Source organism: Nocardia nova, assembly GCF_002933465.1.
GTDB lineage: Bacteria > Actinomycetota > Actinomycetes > Mycobacteriales > Mycobacteriaceae > Nocardia > Nocardia nova_B.
The window spans coordinates 1-13176 of sequence record NZ_PSZE01000008.1 but is presented as its reverse complement, the minus strand read 5'-3'; the positions used below and the strand labels follow the sequence as shown (position 1 = coordinate 13176).

General features: G+C 68.4%; 13 protein-coding genes. 4 read left to right on the top strand and 9 right to left on the bottom strand.

Annotated elements, in window-relative coordinates:
* Positions 1–13: 13 nt before the first annotated feature.
* Complete coding sequence (locus tag C5E41_RS11855) at positions 14–661, top strand: TetR/AcrR family transcriptional regulator (protein WP_104375887.1); 648 nt, start codon at positions 14–16, stop codon at positions 659–661.
* A 73-nt stretch (positions 662–734) separates the two neighbouring features.
* Here the strand turns inward: C5E41_RS11855 and rsmI are convergent, their stop codons facing one another.
* Positions 735–1580 (bottom strand): 16S rRNA (cytidine(1402)-2'-O)-methyltransferase, encoded by an 846-nt coding sequence (gene rsmI / locus C5E41_RS11850; protein WP_104375886.1) that lies wholly within the window; start codon positions 1578–1580, stop codon positions 735–737.
* A 233-nt stretch (positions 1581–1813) separates the two neighbouring features.
* Between rsmI and C5E41_RS11845 the strand changes: the two genes are divergently transcribed.
* Complete coding sequence (locus tag C5E41_RS11845) at positions 1814–3400, top strand: dolichyl-phosphate-mannose--protein mannosyltransferase (RefSeq protein WP_104375885.1); 1587 nt, start codon at positions 1814–1816, stop codon at positions 3398–3400.
* A gap of 12 nt (positions 3401–3412) precedes the next feature.
* Here C5E41_RS11845 and C5E41_RS11840 read toward each other — a convergent pair whose 3' ends face one another.
* Positions 3413–3778 carry a GntR family transcriptional regulator gene (locus tag C5E41_RS11840; RefSeq protein WP_104375884.1) on the bottom strand — a complete coding sequence of 122 codons (366 nt, stop codon included), beginning with the start codon at positions 3776–3778 and terminating at the stop codon, positions 3413–3415.
* 6 nt (positions 3779–3784) lie between these two features.
* The gene (arcA, locus tag C5E41_RS11835; RefSeq protein WP_104375883.1) at positions 3785–5011 is read right to left on the bottom strand and encodes an arginine deiminase; all 1227 of its coding nucleotides are present in this window, start codon (positions 5009–5011) and stop codon (positions 3785–3787) included.
* Between the two features lie 148 nt (positions 5012–5159).
* Between arcA and soxR the strand changes: the two genes are divergently transcribed.
* Positions 5160–5720: a redox-sensitive transcriptional activator SoxR gene (gene soxR, locus C5E41_RS11830; protein WP_104375882.1), complete on the top strand. Its 561-nt coding sequence runs from the start codon at positions 5160–5162 to the stop codon at positions 5718–5720.
* 7 nt (positions 5721–5727) lie between these two features.
* On the opposite strand, the gene C5E41_RS11825 is transcribed toward soxR, so the two are convergent.
* From C5E41_RS11825 to C5E41_RS11800, 6 genes are all read right to left on the bottom strand, one after another.
* Positions 5728–6624 (bottom strand): SDR family oxidoreductase, encoded by an 897-nt coding sequence (locus tag C5E41_RS11825; protein ID WP_104375881.1) that lies wholly within the window; start codon positions 6622–6624, stop codon positions 5728–5730.
* Positions 6625–6708: 84 nt separating this feature from the next.
* The gene (locus C5E41_RS11820) at positions 6709–7836 is read right to left on the bottom strand and encodes a glycosyltransferase (protein WP_104375880.1); all 1128 of its coding nucleotides are present in this window, start codon (positions 7834–7836) and stop codon (positions 6709–6711) included.
* A gap of 195 nt (positions 7837–8031) precedes the next feature.
* Positions 8032–9087, bottom strand: a complete 1056-nt coding sequence (locus tag C5E41_RS11815) for a GAF domain-containing protein (protein WP_104375879.1) — start codon at positions 9085–9087, stop codon at positions 8032–8034.
* A 9-nt stretch (positions 9088–9096) separates the two neighbouring features.
* Complete coding sequence (locus C5E41_RS11810) at positions 9097–10911, bottom strand: putative bifunctional diguanylate cyclase/phosphodiesterase (RefSeq protein ID WP_104376099.1); 1815 nt, start codon at positions 10909–10911, stop codon at positions 9097–9099.
* A gap of 554 nt (positions 10912–11465) precedes the next feature.
* Positions 11466–11897, bottom strand: a complete 432-nt coding sequence (locus tag C5E41_RS11805; protein ID WP_104375878.1) for an effector binding domain-containing protein — start codon at positions 11895–11897, stop codon at positions 11466–11468.
* A complete protein-coding gene (locus C5E41_RS11800) occupies positions 11894–12337 on the bottom strand; it encodes a GyrI-like domain-containing protein (RefSeq protein ID WP_062964780.1) in 444 nt (147 codons plus the stop codon). The genes C5E41_RS11805 and C5E41_RS11800 overlap by 4 nt, the downstream gene beginning before the upstream one ends.
* 461 nt (positions 12338–12798) lie before the next feature.
* Between C5E41_RS11800 and C5E41_RS11795 the strand changes: the two genes are divergently transcribed.
* On the top strand, positions 12799–13176 hold a 378-nt coding region (locus C5E41_RS11795; RefSeq protein ID WP_308706126.1), incomplete at its 3' end, for a uracil-DNA glycosylase family protein.

Below are 13176 nucleotides of genomic sequence, written 5' to 3'. Positions count from 1 at the left end.
CCGGAGCCGGGTTATGGATGCGGATTTCGCCGAGCGTCACCGCAGCGTTCGCGCCCAGGCGCTCGGCACCCCTCGGGGCCGGCTCATCGGCGCGATGGTCGAATGTGTGGGCGCCCGAGGCTTTTCCACGGTCACGCTGACCGACATCGTGGGCCGCGCCCACGTCTCACGCAGCACGTTCTACGAACACTTCGGCAACAAGGAACACTGTTTCACGGAGGCGGTGCACACCGGCGTCGAGATCATCCGCACCCGGATCGCGGACGAGCTGGCGCGCCTGCCCGAGGACGCCGATCCGCGGCAGCGCATCGCCACCATGATCAGCACGTTCTGTTCGGTGGTGGCGGCCGAACCGGATTTCGCGCGGCTCATCCTGGTGGAATCGCTGCTGGTCGGCGATGCGACCGCGGAGTTCCGCGATCTGGCGGTGGACCGCGTCGCCACCCTGTACCGCGATTTCCACGATCAGGCGCGCACCGCCGATCCCGCGATCCCGGAACTGCCGGACGCGGTGATCGCCCTGATCCCCGACGCCATCGGCGAACGTACGCGGCGAGTGCTGGTCCGCGAGGGCGCCCATCGAGTTCCCGACATGGCGCCCACCTTCATCGAATTCGCGAATACCGTGCTGGGGCTGGCGCCGGTCGTCGCGCGCGTGTGACCGAACCGTCGGTGCGGCGGGTACTCGGCCCGGCCGCGTCCACTCGCCCCGAACCCGGTCGAGCGGATCGGCGCTACTCCGCGCGGGCAGCCAGGACCGCGTCGTAGAGTTCGCGGCGCGACACCCCGCCCGCACGCGCGGCGACCTGTGCGCACGCGTCCTTGAGGCGGGTGCCGTCGGCCACCAGTTCCTCCACCTCGTCCACCAGATCGACCGGGTCGGCCGAAACCGGTTGCGCCCCTTCGACCACCACCGTGATCTCCCCGCGCGCACCCTCGACGGCCCATGCCGCCAGCTCACCGAGTCCGCCGCGCACGATTTCCTCGTAGGTCTTGGTCAGCTCCCGGCACACCGCGGCCCGGCGTTCGGGGCCGAGGACCTCGGCGGCATCGGCCAGACAGTCGGCGAGCCGGTGCGGGGCCTCGAAGAACACCACCGCGCGCGGCTCGGTGACCAGGGTCGCGAGCCATTGCTTGCGCTGCCCGGACTTTCGCGGGGCGAAGCCGTCGAAACAGAACCGTTCCATCGGCAGTCCGGACAGGGCCAGGGCGGTGGTCACGGCCGAGGGACCGGGCAGACACGTCACCGGCAGATCCCGTTCGATACATGCCGCGACCATCCGGTAGCCCGGGTCGCTGACCGAGGGCATCCCCGCGTCGGTGACCAGCAGGACGGTCCGGCCGGACTCGATCTCGTCCAGCAGCCACGGGATTCGCGCGGCCTCGACGTGATCGTAGAAGCTCACCACCCGCCCGGTGATCTCCACCTCGAGCGCCTTGGCCAGTGCCCGGGTCCGGCGCGTGTCCTCGGCGGCCACGACGTCCGCGCTCGCCAGGGCCTCGCGCAGCCGCTGCGACGCGTCACCGATATCGCCCATCGGCGTCGCCGCCAGCACCAACCGCCCGCCGTGCTCGCTCATCGCCGTCCTTTCCACCGCCGGCCGCCCCATCCGGACCGGCCGCCACCGCGCACCCGCGCCCAGTCCGGGCAAACGCTACCCCGCGGGCCGGACCGCGCCGGAGTCCCGGGGCCGCACCCGCGCCGGAGGTCCCCGAGGCCCCACCGCGCCCGAGTCCCCGAGGCCGCAGGTGCGCCGTGCGGGTCGGCTCACCGCCGCGCAGCCCACCGCCGCACACCGCATACGATCGGAGCGTGACCCAGCTGACCGATACGCGACCGGCGATCGGCGCGGGCCCGGCCTTGTCCAGTCCGGCGCCGCTGCGCCCCGCACCCGATTTCGGACCGACCGACCGGGCCCGGGGCTGGCTGGTCACGATATTCCTCACGGCGGTCGCCGCGGTCACCCGGTTCACCATGCTGAACTACCCGACCGACGCCGGCACCCCGGTCTTCGACGAGAAGCATTACGCACCGCAGGCCTGGCAGATGCTCACCGGGGGCGGGGTCGAGGACAACCCGGCCTACGGGCTGGTGGTCCATCCGCCGGTCGGTAAGCAGATGATCGCCCTGGGTGAAGCGATATTCGGCTATACCAGCTGGGGCTGGCGCTTCACCGCCGCGGTCTTCGGGTCGCTGCTGGTCCTGCTGGTCATCCGCATCACCCGGCGGATGGCCCGGTCCACGCTGATCGGCGCGATCGCGGGCGTGTTGTTGATCGCCGACGGCCTGACGTTCGTGTCCTCGCGCATCGGCATGCTCGACATCTTCCAGGCGGTATTCGTCGTCGGCGCCTTCGGCTGCCTGATCGTCGACCGCGACGAGATGCGGGCGCGTCTCGCCCGGGCCGACGCCGAAGGCCGAATAGCGCTGAGTGCCTTCGGCCCGCGACTGGGGGTGCGATGGTGGCGGTTCGGAGCCGGTCTGCTGCTGGGATTGTCGTGCGGAACCAAATGGTCGGGCCTGTATTTCATCCTGTTCTTCGGGCTGATGACGGTGTGCTTCGATGTGGCCGCGCGCAAGGCCTACGGGGTGCCGCGCCCCTGGGTCGGTACAGCGGTCCGCGATATCGGACCCGCCGTATACGCGCTGGTGTTGATTCCGCTGCTGGTCTATCTGGCTTCCTACTGGGGCTGGTTCGCCAGCGAGGACGGCTACGACCGCTATTCGGTGGGCAATGCCGTGGGCGCCGGCGGCACCTGGTCGTGGGTTCCGGATGCGTTGCGTTCGCTGTGGCACAACCAGGCCGAATCGTTGAAATTCCATGCAAGCCTGACCAATTCGGCCGGTAACCATCACCCGTGGGAGTCCAAGCCGTGGTCGTGGCCGATGGGCCTGCGCCCGATGCTGTACTACTACGCCGACAACGGCGTGACCGGATGCGGGCAGTCGGTCTGTGTGAAGGCCGTCATGCTGATCGGCACACCGGCGATGTGGTGGTTGTCGCTGCCGATGCTCGCCTGGGCGCTGTGGCGCACCGCGACCCGCCGCGACTGGCGGTACGCGGCGATGCTGGTCGGCTACGGCGCCGGGCTGCTGCCGTGGTTCGCGGATCTGGACCGGCAGATGTACTACTTCTACGCGGTCCCGATGGCGCCGTTCCTGGTGATGGGTCTGGCCCTGACACTCGGCGACATCTTGGGCCCGGCACCGCTCGTGCGGGCACGATCGGGGCGATGGTTCGCACTGGCCGGCGAACGCCGGAGTCTCGGACTACTGCTGGTGTGCCTGTATCTCGGTCTGGTGATCGCCAACTTCATCTGGCTGTGGCCCATCCTCACCGCGCTGCCGATCACGCCGGGCAACTGGCACGACCACCTCTGGCTGCCCAGCTGGCGGTGAGGTTCGCTCCGGCTACGGGGTCTCGCCCAGCGCGGCCCGCACGTAGCGCAGCGCCGCCTCGTCGTCGAGACCCAATCGGCGTACCACGGCAACGTATTCGCTGGCCGCGCGACCGGCCGCGTCGCGCGTCGGATCCCCGGAGGAGGCGATGAACGACCCGAGCCGTCCCCGGGTCTCGAGCACACCGTCCTGTTCTAGTTCGCGGTAGGCGCGCGCGACGGTGTTCGGTGCCAGGCCGAGCTGTACGGCGAGCGCGCGCACGGTCGGAATCTTGGTTCCGGCGGTGAGTTCGCCGGATTGCACCCGGGCGACGATGCCCAGCCGCAGTTGTTCGTACGGCGGGACCGTCGATTGATGGTCGACCGGGATATCCAGCATCGGCTTTCACACCTCGTCACGCGACAGCGGGCACGACAGGCAGCGGGGCCCGCCTCGACCCGAACCCAGTTCGGATCCCGGAATGGTCAGCACCTCGATGCCCGCGTCGGCCAGCCGTGTATTCGTATTCTCGTTGCGTTCATAGGCCACCACGACCCCGGGCGCCAGTGCGAGGGTGTTGTTGCCGTCGTCCCACTGTTCCCGTTCGGCGGTCACCCCGTCCAGCCCGGTGTCGATGACCCGGAGTTTGTCGATGCCCATCGCCTCGGCCGCGGCGGGCAGGAACGGGTCCGGTCCGCTCATCCGCACCGAATCGCCGTCTGCCCGAATGGTGAACGCGCGCAACGAATTCTGTACACCGGGATACATCACCACCGCATCGCGGTCGACCATGGTGCACACCGTGTCGAGGTGCATGGTGGCTCGGTTCTGCGCGATCGGCACCACCAGCACGGTATGGGCCAGGGCGTCGTCGAAGAGACTGCGCGCCAAGGCTTCCGCACCCGCCGGCGAGGTGCGCTCCCCGACCCCGATCGCAACCACGCCGGGCGAAAGCAACAGGACGTCACCGCCTTCCATCGGCGCGGTGTGCGATTCGTAGGCGCGGCGCACGCCGAGGAAGCGCGGATGGAACGCGTACACCAAATCGGTGAGCGAGGTTTCGCGGGCGCGCGCCGGCAGGGCGAGTGAGGTGATGGCCACCTTGGGCCCCACCCAGAACGACGAGTCGCGGGTGAACAGCAGATTCGGCAGCGGATCGATGACGAAATCGGTGCCCTGGTGCATGCGCCGCACCAGCGAGGTGGCATCCGGTTCGAACGGCAATTCGTCGAAGGTCATGCCGGCCATGAGGATTCGCGCCAGATCCGGTGCGGGCACCGCGCGCAGATAAGTCTTCAGATCCTCGGCCAGGGCGTAACCGATCCGGCGGGCGTCGACGGCCGCGGTGATGCCCATACTGCGTCCGGCACCGCTGACCGCGAGCGTCTCGGTAAGCAGATCGGCGAGCAACAACACCTCGACGCCGCGGCCGTGCAGCACGTCGGCGAAGATCTCGTGCTCCTGCTGGGCCCGCTCCACCCAGGGGATGGCGTCGAACAACAGTTGATCGTTGTTGCGCGGCGTGAGTCGGCGCAGCTCATCGCCCGGGCGATGCAGCAATACCGCGCGCAGCGTCCCGACCTCGGTCGTCACGGAAAACGGTCGCGCCGGGGGCACAGCCTCTGGTCCCATATCCCGACCGTAACGGGCCGCCGCCGGGTTGGCACGGAATTGTTCGCCGACGGCGCTGGATCCAGCGCCCGACGATATCGGCCCGCTGCGCGGCGGCGAAGTTCCCGGTTCTCGCCCGGCCGCCAAAAACCTGAAGTATCGTTGAGGTATGCAGCATACGACGTGGCAAGCCAAGGAGCTCACCCCCGGCCAACTGTCGGAACGCAGCGGCGTCGCGGTGTCGGCACTGCACTTCTACGAACGCGAGGGCCTGATCGCCAGCCGCCGCACCAGCGGCAACCAGCGCAGATACTCCCGGGAAACGCTGCGCCGGGTGGCATTCATCCGGATCTCGCAGCGCGTCGGAATTCCACTCAGCGAAATTCGTAAGGCTCTCGACACCCTACCGGAGGGGCGCACCCCTAATCGCAAGGATTGGGAACGATTGTCGGTAACGTGGCGCGCCGACCTCGATCAGCGCATCGAACAGCTCACCCGGCTGCGCAACAGCCTCACCGACTGCATCGGCTGCGGCTGCCTGTCGCTGGGCAGCTGCCGCATCGTCAACTATCACGACCGGCTCGGCGACGAGGGGCCGGGCGCGCGCACGCTGGATGTGAGCATCGACTGCACGAAGGGCGAGGGATGCGAAAACCCCACCTCGGCGAGCCGGGAACACATCACCGCGGACGCCGACGTTGCGGGGTGCGCGGAGAAGATGTGCGGGTGAGTCCCGCTCAGCGCAGGAAGCGGTTGAACTGGTCGTTGGCGCGGCGCATCGTGAATTCGTAGGGCCAGGCGAACTTTCGCGCCCACCAATAGCCCAAACGCACGTCGAACGAGGTGTAGACGAGGAAGCGATTCTTCTCGATGCCGCGGAAGATGGCTCGTGCGGCCTGGTCGGGTGAGGCGGCGTGCGACTGGAAACGCTTCACATACCGCTGGATTCGCGGATCGTCGCGGTCCACACCGGCGATCTCGACGGTCTGCACCAGATGGGTGTTCACCGCGCCCGGCACCACCAGATGCACCGTGATCCCGTGCCGGGCCAGATCGAAGCGCAGCACCTCCGATACGCCGCGTAACCCGTACTTGCTGGCGCTGTATGCCGCATGCCAGGGAAATGCCAGCAGCCCCGCCGCCGAGGACACGTTGACCAGCGCGCCGCCGCGACCGGCCCGCACCATCTCCGGCACGAAGCTCTCGATGACATGGATCGGGCCCATCAGGTTCACGTCGACCATCGAACGCCAGTGCCGGTGCTCGAGATTCTCGACGGTGCCCCAGGCCGAGATGCCGGCCACGTTCATCACCACGTCGAGGCTGCCGTGCCGAGCGTGCACGTCCCGGGCGAAGGCGGCGACCGCCTCGTACTCGCTGATGTCGAGAGCCCGCGATTCCAGCACCTTGCCGCCAGTGCGCCCGATCTCCTCGACGGTGTCCGCGAGTCCGGCGGCATCGATATCGGTCAGGACGAGTTCGGCCCCCTGCGCGGCGGCGGCGATCGCGGTCGCCCGACCGATTCCGCTGGCCGCGCCGGTGACCAGAGTCTTCTTGCCGCTCACGGACTTCAAGCGATCACGCACGCCGTTCCTCGAATGCTCTGCGGTGTGATGTCGGTGCTGGGCCGGCATCCGGACTGACAATCTCCGTCGCCCTGGAGCATACGTGCTCCCCGACACACCGCATCCGTACCGGGCCGCACGGGCACGTCGCGGCTACGACAATTCGCGCAATACCGACAGCATCCCGGCGACGGCGACCGGCCACGGGAACTGTTCGGCCCGCGAGCGCGCCGCGCGCCGGCGCTGCGCTGCCGGACGGGCCAGCACATCGGTGACGGCCGCGGCGAAGGCCGATGGATGATCGGCGGCCACGGCCCCGCATTCGGCGGTCACGATGTCGGCCAGCGCCGAGGAACGACTGGCCACCACCGGGGTGCCGGCGGCCAGCGCCTCGAGCGCCGCCAGCCCGAAGGTTTCGTGCGGCCCGGGTGCGAGCGAGATATCCGCACTGGCCAGCAGGGTCGCCAAATGCGTTCGGTCGTCGATGAATCCGGCGAAATGCACGCCCGGACGCCCGTCGGGCAGCGCCGCCACACCGCGCGCCTGCCGGACCAGCGCGTCGCGGCGCGGCCCGTCTCCGGCGACCACCAGGCGCACGTTCACCCCGCCCCGGCGTAGCTGATCCACGGCCTCGATACTGCGATCGACCCGCTTCTCCACCGACAGCCGCCCACAGTGCACCACCAGATGCGAACCCCCGAGTCGCGCCCGCAAGGCCCGATCGTGGCGATGCGGCGCGAACAGCTCCAGATCCACCCCCAACGGGACGAGCGCGACATTCGGGGCGTCGATCCGATCGAATTCCGCGCGGGCGAACGCGGTGGTGCAGACCACCATGTCGTAATCGGCCGCGGTGCGACGATTGGCGACGTCGGCGGCCCGCCGTGCGACCGAGAGGGGCAGCACCTGGCCGAGCAACCGGTCGAGGCGCTCGTGCGAGATCATCACCGACGCGATATCCCGGCGGCGGGCCCACCGCCCGAAGCCGCGCAGCGTCAGCCGGTCCGAGACCTCGAGCGCATCCGGCGCCAGCCCGGCCAGCAGATCGGCGACTCGACGGGGATCGGCCGCGCGATATCCGCCCGTCCACGGAATCCCCAACGCCGGCACGGTCATCCGCACCACGCCGTTGGGCAGGACCTCCTCGTCCCGGCGCGCGCCCGGGACGATCAGCACCACCTCGTGCCCGGCCGCCACATATCCGGCGCCGAGATGATGCAGTGCGGTGCGAAGCCCGCCCGAACGCGGCCCGTAGAAGTTCGCCAGCTGAGCGATGCGCACGCGCCGATCGTCCCCGTCCCGCGAACCGGCGGGACGAACACGGGATGAATGCTCGCCGAAGGCTGCGCCAACCGCCCGCACCGACCCCCGCGACCGCTTCTCCTGTCCCCCGACCGGAGCCCGACCGGCCGGCGCGATGTGGGGCGACGACCTCCGCACCTCACCTCGCGACGGCGCCGCGCGTGTCACCACGCATCACCCAGCGGCAGGCCGGACCCGGATCATGCCGTGGGCGCGCTCGGGCCCCAAGCGCGACAGCTCGGCGCGCACCGGGATCCATTCGGTGTCCTCGAATCGCAGCCGAAACACGAATTTTCTTGCCGGGGCGTCGATTTCGTCGGCGAATACGGCCGCGAACGCCGCCCGGTAATCCCGCTGATCGTCCGGATGCACGACCGGCCGTTCGGTGCTCCAGCGTTCCAGCGGCGGTGGCGGCGGACTGGCCCACTCGTACACCAGCCCCATCGCCAATTCGACGAAGCCGACACCGGCATCGGCCGACCGCGACACCGCCCGGGTGATCGCCAGGTCGGTATCCGGGCGCGGCGGGCTGACGTCGGTGATCTCGTGCAGGAGCGCCCGGGTGACGTGCGCGGCGCTGGTCGAGACGGCCAGATGCGGATCTTCGCGATGTACCCGGATCACCAGCTGAAAGTTGCGCACGATCTCGTCGTCACCGCGAATCGCCAGCTCTCCCTGCCAGCGCCCGGCTGGGTCGGTGCCCGCCACCACCGCGGTGTAGGCCATTCGCTCGTCGAAGCGCACCATCCGTCCGAACACCTCCGGGGGCGTGCGCACCACCCGCACCTGATCGCGGGCGCGGGCGAAGGCGAGCTCCTCCAAGCCGGGGCCGTGATGGGCGAGTTCGGTATCGGAATCCCAGTCCCATGCCGCGACCGACCGCCGCGGCGGCGGTTGCCGTCCCTCGGCGCCGACCCACAGCTGCACCCCGTGCACCGCCCCGAACGAGCAGAAGACCGGCACCGCGATCGCGGTCCAGCCGCCCTCGGACAGCACGATCCGGCCGCCGGCGGTGACCGCCCCGGACGTCGCGGACCCAACGGCCGCTGCCGCGGTATCGATGGCGGCGGCCGCCAGCGCGGAGGCGCCCGCCCCCAGCGATCGCCCGGCGCGCGACAGACTCGTCCATTCCCGGACGCGCGGCCCGTCGGCGACGATGGTCGGACCGTTCGCGGGCGCGAGCGTTTCCACCAGGAGCCATGGCGAACCCACGGATTCGGCGCCTGCCATACCGAGGAATCAGATCCGATGCGCCCCACGGGAAACCCGCGGGAGTTCCAGGTCGAGCGGGATCCGCCCCTCCGCCAGATGCGATTCGGCCTCGTCGGCGGGCATCGGCCGGGCGATGAGGAAGCCCTGCGCCCGGTAGCAGCCCAGGCCGACCAGGGTGCGCGCGGCCACCGCCGTCTCCACCCCTTCGCCGACCACCCCGAGGCCGAAGGAACCGGCAAGTCCCACAATGGATTTCACGATAGCCAGATCGTCGGTGCTGGCGCCGAGCCGCTGCACGAAACCGCGGTCGATCTTCACCGCGTCCACCGGCAGGGCCTTGAGATGCGACAGCGAACTGTAGCCGGTGCCGAAATCGTCGATCGCGATCTGCACGCCCATGCGCTTGAGTCCGCGCAAGGTCACCTGGGTGCGGGTCAGATCCGAGACCACGACGTGCTCGGTGATCTCCAGACATACCGAACTGCCGTCGATTCCGTGCCGGCGCAGCACATCCTCGACGCATTCCACGAAGTCCAGGCTCACCAACTGCACCGGCGAGACGTTGATCCGGATCACCACGTTCGAGGCCAGCCCGGCGCGCCGCCATTTCGCGAATTGCGCCAGGGCCGTGCGCAATACCCAGCGACCGAGTTCGCCGGCCAGATTCGTCGCCTCGGCCACCCCGACGAACGCACCGGGCGGCAGCAGTCCGCGGGTGGGATGCTGCCAGCGCACCAACGCCTCCAGCGCCACGATGCGCCCGGTCCGCAGATCCACCTCGGGCTGATAGTGCAGCAGCAGCGAACCGTCCGAGACGGCGCCGCGCAAATTCAGCTCGACATCGTCCTGCAATTCGAACTGCGCGCGCATGGCATCGGTGAACACCGCGACCCCGTTGCCCCCGCCGGATTTCGCCGACAGCAGCGCATGGTCGGCGCGGCGCAACAGATCCGCGACGGTGGTCTCACCCGGCATGCCCAGCGCCACACCGACACTCGCGCCGCGACTCACCGTTTCCCCGCCGACCGACACCCGGCGGGTGATCAACTGCTGAATCCGGGTCGCCTCGAGTTCGGCCGCGACCGGGTCCACAGGTTTGGCCGGCACGATGACGAATTCGTCGCCACCCAGCCGCGCGATCATGTCGTTCGGATCGAGATGTTCCTTCAGCCGCGACGACAGCGTGCGGATGAAATTGTCACCGGCGGTATGCCCCAGAAAATCGTTGAGCGCCTTGAGCCGATCGAGGTCGAGGAAGAATGCGGCGACCGGTCCCGAACTGCCCGGGCGCAGCCGCTCCTCCATATGTTCGAGCAGGGCGCGACGGTTGGCCAGTCCGGTGAGGTCGTCGTGCAGGGCGATGTAGCGCAGCCGTTCCTCGGCCACCACCCGGGCCTGCAATTGCGCCAGCAGCGCCGCGATCGCCTTCAGGACGTTGATCTCCCGGGTGCTCCACTCCCGGTCGCCCCTTTTCATGAATCCGAGTAATCCGGTCGGCTCACCGCGCGATATCAGCGGAACGGTCGCGGTCGTCACATCGCTCAATCCGGAACGGCGAATCGTCTCCTGGTAGTCGGAGAATTCCGGGGTGGGGCGGGCAATCATCGGTTCGGTGGCGTGTTCGACGGCTCGGAACACCGAATCGGCCTGCTCGAAATACACCACACGCAGCGGGTCGGGGTCGGGGACGTCCTGCCGTTGCGGCCATTCGGCGACCAGCACCGTCGCCCGGCGTTCCCGGTCGGTATGGCGGACGAAACTGAAATCGACGTCGAAGTAGTCGACCAGTTTGGCCAGCACTCGTTCGGTCGCCGCCACCATCGTCGTGGCGTCGACACCCATCAACTCCGCGGCGACCTGGGTCACCAACGAGTCGAGCGTTCGCCGAGGCACCTTGTCTCCGATCGCGCTATCCACGGCATGTCAAGGGAAGGACGTCCACGCCCCGAGCGTCGATGAATCCGCCCTGAACCGACGCTAGTGTATCGACGTATTGCGATGAAATCGCGGCGAGTTCGCGGAGAGGTGCGGCGGGGAATTCGCCGAGGGCCGGAACGAGGCCCGCACGGCGGGGGCGCACAGGGTGGTCAGCAGCCATATCGTCGCAGCGCCTCCGGTGCGACATCCAGCCCAGTCATACGGTTCCTACTCTGTTGCTGCGGGGCGCGGCGCGGTCGTTCGGCCACCTCCGCTCGGCGTGCGATACCGCCGGTGTCAGGTATGGCCACCTAGGGAAGTATCCGTCATCCCCCCGAAATTGACCAGACGTCCGGCAAATCTTCCGAAACCAGAGCGTTCCAGGCGGTATCGATCGAGGTCATCCAGCCGGTGTCCTACATCACACATAACAAAAAGACCGCCCGGTTCCCATTTGGTTACCTGTTGGCAATCGAAAATCACACTAGAATTGAGATGAACAACTCCAGCCGGTCAGGACCACGCCACACCTCGATTTCCTCGCGATAAGCGCGGGTGATCTCGGCCGAAGCGGTGGCATCGTCGACCTGAGCCCAGACGTCCTCGACCGGATCGTGATAATCACCGTTGGGTTCGAATCGGGCATATACGCCCTTCGGGACGCGAATCATCACATCGCCCACCGGCACTTCTTTCGGCTCCTGATATTCGTAGCTGACCAGCACGTTGTAATTTCCGGCCGGGTCCGGAACGTACACGGTGTAGAGCGGACCGCCGATCTCGCGATCGCGCAGCCGGTCACGCAGGAATTCGATCAGCTCGCTGTTGCTGACCTTGAAACTCGGCCGGACCCGCGGCACCACCAGACCGCCGTAGATGGCCGTGTCGCGGACCACGATCGAATACGTCATCGGGGGTCTACCGCCAGGTACAGATCGATCTTGTACGCGTGCGGATAGCATTCGAAATCCCCGGTGAAGGTGCGTTTGATCTGATTGTGTTCCTCGGCGTAGCCGATCTGGGTCCACAGGTCGGTCATGATCTGCGGGAAGTTGCCGACAGCGGAGAAACGCGCATAGGCGCCGGCCGGCAGACGGGAGACGATATGCCCGCGGGTCACCCGGTCGAACGAGGTGCATTCATAGCCGACGATCTGGGTGTTGAACGTGCCCAGATCGGGGGCGTAATCGGTATAGGAGCAGGCCAGCGGGCCGCCCAGCTCCTGATGTAGTACGGCGGCCCAGGCAGCCTCGAGATCGCGGTCGCGCAGCTCTCCGAGCGCACGTTTCGGACTGCGCACCGGTAGCCCGGCGACCCACGTCTCGTCCCGCTCGACGATTTCGAACTGCATGCAAGAACTCTCTCGATGTGATCGCGTTGGGCCGCACAACCGGTGCTGCGGCGGACCGTCCGGCTGGAAACGCCATGCTATCAACATCGAAAGCTACGGACCTGCACGTCTGCTGCCGGGACAGCTGATCATCCGACCGGTCCGATACCGGCGACCCGTCGGCCCTTCGACCGACAACGGCGCCCATCCCGGGAACCGGCGATTCTCGTCGCCACCGCGAACACCTCGCGCCGGATCGAACGAATCGCCCACATGCCACAAATCGGCAGATACTGGACGGCGAGCCGCAGATCGCAAACGGTCAGCTATCGGAAGCCGGTAAGTGTGACACGACCACCGCCGAACGGGCAGACTCGCAGGAGCACCGAGCGAACGGAGGACCGATGGTGCGTCGCACCAGCCACAGCGAACCACCGAACACCGGCGCGGCGGCGCCCGCCGACTATCCCGACCTGGACGCCATGGATTCGGCGCTGACCGGCTGCCGCGCCTGTCCGCGACTGGTCGCCTGGCGCGAACAGGTCGCCCGCGAGAAGCGGGCCGCCTTCCGCGACGAAACCTACTGGGGCCGCCCGGTCACCGGGTTCGGCCCCGCCGACGCCGCCATGCTGCTGGTCGGCCTCGCCCCCGCCGCCCACGGCGGAAATCGCACCGGCCGCATGTTCACCGGCGACCGCAGCGGCGACGTGCTCTTCGCCTCCCTCTACGCCATCGGCGCCGCCACCCAGCCCACCGCCACCCGCCGCGACGACGGCCTCCGGCTGCTCGGCACCCGCGTCACCTCCCCCGTGCACTGCGCGCCCCCGGACAACAAACCCACCATCGACGAACGCGACCGC

Coding starts and splice junctions, on each gene's coding strand:
- C5E41_RS11855 (WP_104375887.1), top strand. CDS start 14: ATGGATGCGGATTTCGCCGAGCGTCACCGCAGCGTTCGCGCCCAGGCG.
- rsmI (WP_104375886.1), bottom strand. CDS start 1,580: ATGAGCGAGCACGGCGGGCGGTTGGTGCTGGCGGCGACGCCGATGGGC.
- C5E41_RS11840 (WP_104375884.1), bottom strand. CDS start 3,778: ATGCTGGATATCCCGGTCGACCATCAATCGACGGTCCCGCCGTACGAA.
- arcA (WP_104375883.1), bottom strand. CDS start 5,011: ATGGGACCAGAGGCTGTGCCCCCGGCGCGACCGTTTTCCGTGACGACC.
- soxR (WP_104375882.1), top strand. CDS start 5,160: ATGCAGCATACGACGTGGCAAGCCAAGGAGCTCACCCCCGGCCAACTG.
- C5E41_RS11825 (WP_104375881.1), bottom strand. CDS start 6,624: ATGCCGGCCCAGCACCGACATCACACCGCAGAGCATTCGAGGAACGGC.
- C5E41_RS11815 (WP_104375879.1), bottom strand. CDS start 9,087: ATGGCAGGCGCCGAATCCGTGGGTTCGCCATGGCTCCTGGTGGAAACG.
- C5E41_RS11810 (WP_104376099.1), bottom strand. CDS start 10,911: ATGGGTGTCGACGCCACGACGATGGTGGCGGCGACCGAACGAGTGCTG.
- C5E41_RS11805 (WP_104375878.1), bottom strand. CDS start 11,897: ATGACGTATTCGATCGTGGTCCGCGACACGGCCATCTACGGCGGTCTG.
- C5E41_RS11800 (WP_062964780.1), bottom strand. CDS start 12,337: ATGCAGTTCGAAATCGTCGAGCGGGACGAGACGTGGGTCGCCGGGCTA.